The 3295-nt window shown below is 52.6% G+C and carries 1 rRNA gene; it reads left to right on the top strand.

The annotated features are described in order from the left end of the window. The first annotated feature begins 305 nt into the window (after nucleotides 1-305). Nucleotides 306-3184, top strand: a 23S ribosomal RNA gene (locus K206_RS0135485). Nucleotides 3185-3295: the final 111 nt, after the last annotated feature.

Below are 3295 nucleotides of genomic sequence, written 5' to 3'. Positions count from 1 at the left end.
TCGATCCCGTCATCCTCCACCACTACCTTGGATTGGTCAGTCCAAAGGCAAGCGCTTTGAGAGAAAAGCGTTTGCCTTTGGCTTTGCCAAGACGATGGAAACATCGGCTGTTCTTTAACAATATGGGATGTAGTAAAGGTGTCGTGAGCGTTGATGAGACGCTGCAGTAAAACACGATACCGGGTTGTGATTGTATCAACCAAATGTATTTTAAAGTGATCGAAAGATGACTTGGAATACGGCACAAATGCGAGAACTCAACCTGTAGTGATGTGGCTCAAGCAATTGAGACACACTCGTTATAGGGTCAAGCGAACAAGTGCATGTGGTGGATGCCTTGGCGATCACAGGCGATGAAGGACGCGGTAGCCTGCGAAAAGCTTCGGGGAGCTGGCAAACAAGCTTTGATCCGGAGATGTCCGAATGGGGAAACCCGGCCCGTATGGGTCATCCCTGACTGAATCCATAGGTCAGGGAAGCGAACGCGGCGAACTGAAACATCTAAGTAGCTGCAGGAACAGAAATCAACCGAGATTCCCAAAGTAGTGGCGAACGAAATGGGAAGAGCCTTGTACTCTTTAGCAGTGTTGTTAGCAGAACGGTCTGGAAAGGCCGGCCATAGCAGGTGATAGCCCTGTATGCGAAAACAGCGTTGTGGAACTAGGTGTACGACAAGTAGGGCGGGACACGTGAAATCCTGTCTGAAGATGGGGGGACCATCCTCCAAGGCTAAATACTCGTGATCGACCGATAGTGAACCAGTACCGTGAGGGAAAGGCGAAAAGAACCCCGGGAGGGGAGTGAAATAGATCCTGAAACCGCATGCATACAAACAGTCGGAGCCTGGAAACGGGTGACGGCGTACCTTTTGTATAATGGGTCAGCGACTTACATTCAGTGGCAAGCTTAACCGATTAGGGAAGGCGTAGCGAAAGCGAGTCCGAATAGGGCGTTCAGTCGCTGGGTGTAGACCCGAAACCAGACGATCTATCCATGGCCAGGTTGAAGGTGCGGTAACACGTACTGGAGGACCGAACCCACTAACGTTGAAAAGTTAGGGGATGAGCTGTGGATAGGGGTGAAAGGCTAAACAAGTCTGGAAATAGCTGGTTCTCTCCGAAAACTATTTAGGTAGTGCCTCGTGTCTCACCTTCGGGGGTAGAGCACTGTCATGGTTGGGGGGTCTATTGCTGATTACCCCGCCATAGCAAACTCCGAATACCGAAGAGTGCAATCACGGGAGACAGACATCGGGTGCTAACGTCCGGTGTCAAGAGGGAAACAACCCAGACCGCCAGCTAAGGTCCCAAAGATTGGCTAAGTGGGAAACGAAGTGGGAAGGCTAAAACAGTCAGGAGGTTGGCTTAGAAGCAGCCACCCTTTAAAGAAAGCGTAATAGCTCACTGATCGAGTCGTCCTGCGCGGAAGATGTAACGGGGCTAAGCCAGTCACCGAAGCTGCGGATGCACGTAAGTGCATGGTAGGAGAGCGTTCTGTAAGCCTGTGAAGGTGTCTTGTAAAGGATGCTGGAGGTATCAGAAGTGCGAATGCTGACATGAGTAGCGATAAAGGGGGTGAAAAGCCCCCTCGCCGTAAGCCCAAGGTTTCCTACGCAACGTTCATCGGCGTAGGGTGAGTCGGCCCCTAAGGCGAGGCAGAGATGCGTAGCTGATGGGAAGCAGGTTAATATTCCTGCACCGTCGTATGATGCGATGGGGGGACGGATCGCGGAAGGTTGTCCGGGTGTTGGAAGTCCCGGTCCCTGTATTGGAGAAGGCGCTTAGGCAAATCCGGGCGCGGAATTCAAGGATATGGGGCGAGCGGCCTAGTGCTGCGAAGCAATTGGAAGTGGTTCCAAGAAAAGCCTCTAAGCTTCAGTCATACGAGACCGTACCGCAAACCGACACAGGTGGGCGAGATGAGTATTCTAAGGCGCTTGAGAGAACTCGGGAGAAGGAACTCGGCAAATTGGTACCGTAACTTCGGGATAAGGTACGCCCTTGTAGCTTGACTGGCCTGCGCCAGGAGGGTGAAGGGGTTGCAATAAAATGGTGGCTGCGACTGTTTAATAAAAACACAGCACTCTGCAAACACGAAAGTGGACGTATAGGGTGTGACGCCTGCCCGGTGCCGGAAGATTAAATGATGGGGTGCAAGCTCTTGATTGAAGTCCCGGTAAACGGCGGCCGTAACTATAACGGTCCTAAGGTAGCGAAATTCCTTGTCGGGTAAGTTCCGACCTGCACGAATGGCGTAACGATGGCCACACTGTCTCCTCCCGAGACTCAGCGAAGTTGAAGTGTTTGTGATGATGCAATCTCCCCGCGGCTAGACGGAAAGACCCCATGAACCTTTACTGTAGCTTTGCATTGGACTTTGAACCGATCTGTGTAGGATAGGTGGGAGGCTTTGAAGCGTGGACGCTAGTCTGCGTGGAGCCGACCTTGAAATACCACCCTGGTTTGTTTGAGGTTCTAACCTTGGCCCGTGAATCCGGGTCGGGGACAGTGCATGGTAGGCAGTTTGACTGGGGCGGTCTCCTCCCAAAGTGTAACGGAGGAGTTCGAAGGTACGCTTGGTACGGTCGGACATCGTACCTAAAGTGCAATGGCAAAAGCGTGCTTAACTGCGAGACCGACAAGTCGAGCAGGTGCGAAAGCAGGACATAGTGATCCGGTGGTTCTGAATGGAAGGGCCATCGCTCAACGGATAAAAGGTACTCTGGGGATAACAGGCTGATACCGCCCAAGAGTTCATATCGACGGCGGTGTTTGGCACCTCGATGTCGGCTCATCTCATCCTGGGGCTGTAGCCGGTCCCAAGGGTATGGCTGTTCGCCATTTAAAGAGGTACGTGAGCTGGGTTTAAAACGTCGTGAGACAGTTTGGTCCCTATCTGCCGTGGGCGTTGGAATCTTGACGGGGGCTGCTCCTAGTACGAGAGGACCGGAGTGGACGTACCGCTGGTGTACCTGTTGTCTCGCCAGAGGCATCGCAGGGTAGCTATGTACGGAAGAGATAACCGCTGAAAGCATCTAAGCGGGAAACTCGCCTGAAGATGAGGATTCCCTGGAGGCTTGACCTCCTTGAAGGGTCGTTCGAGACCAGGACGTTGATAGGCTGGGTGTGGAAGCGCAGTAATGCGTTAAGCTAACCAGTACTAATTGCCCGTAAGGCTTGATCCTATAACCAGTGTGTTTCTGCCTGGTTGACGTATCGCGTGCCGCTGCTCAGCAGCTTGGCCGATACAAGACACAACCTGACTACATCCCTATTCGTTGCGTTGGCCGATAAGC

Origin of the sequence: Cupriavidus sp. WS (assembly GCF_000395345.1) — a bacterium.
Lineage (GTDB): Bacteria > Pseudomonadota > Gammaproteobacteria > Burkholderiales > Burkholderiaceae > Cupriavidus > Cupriavidus basilensis_B.
The sequence above is the reverse complement of the archived record's forward strand: the minus strand, read 5'-3'. Positions and strand labels throughout refer to the sequence as shown.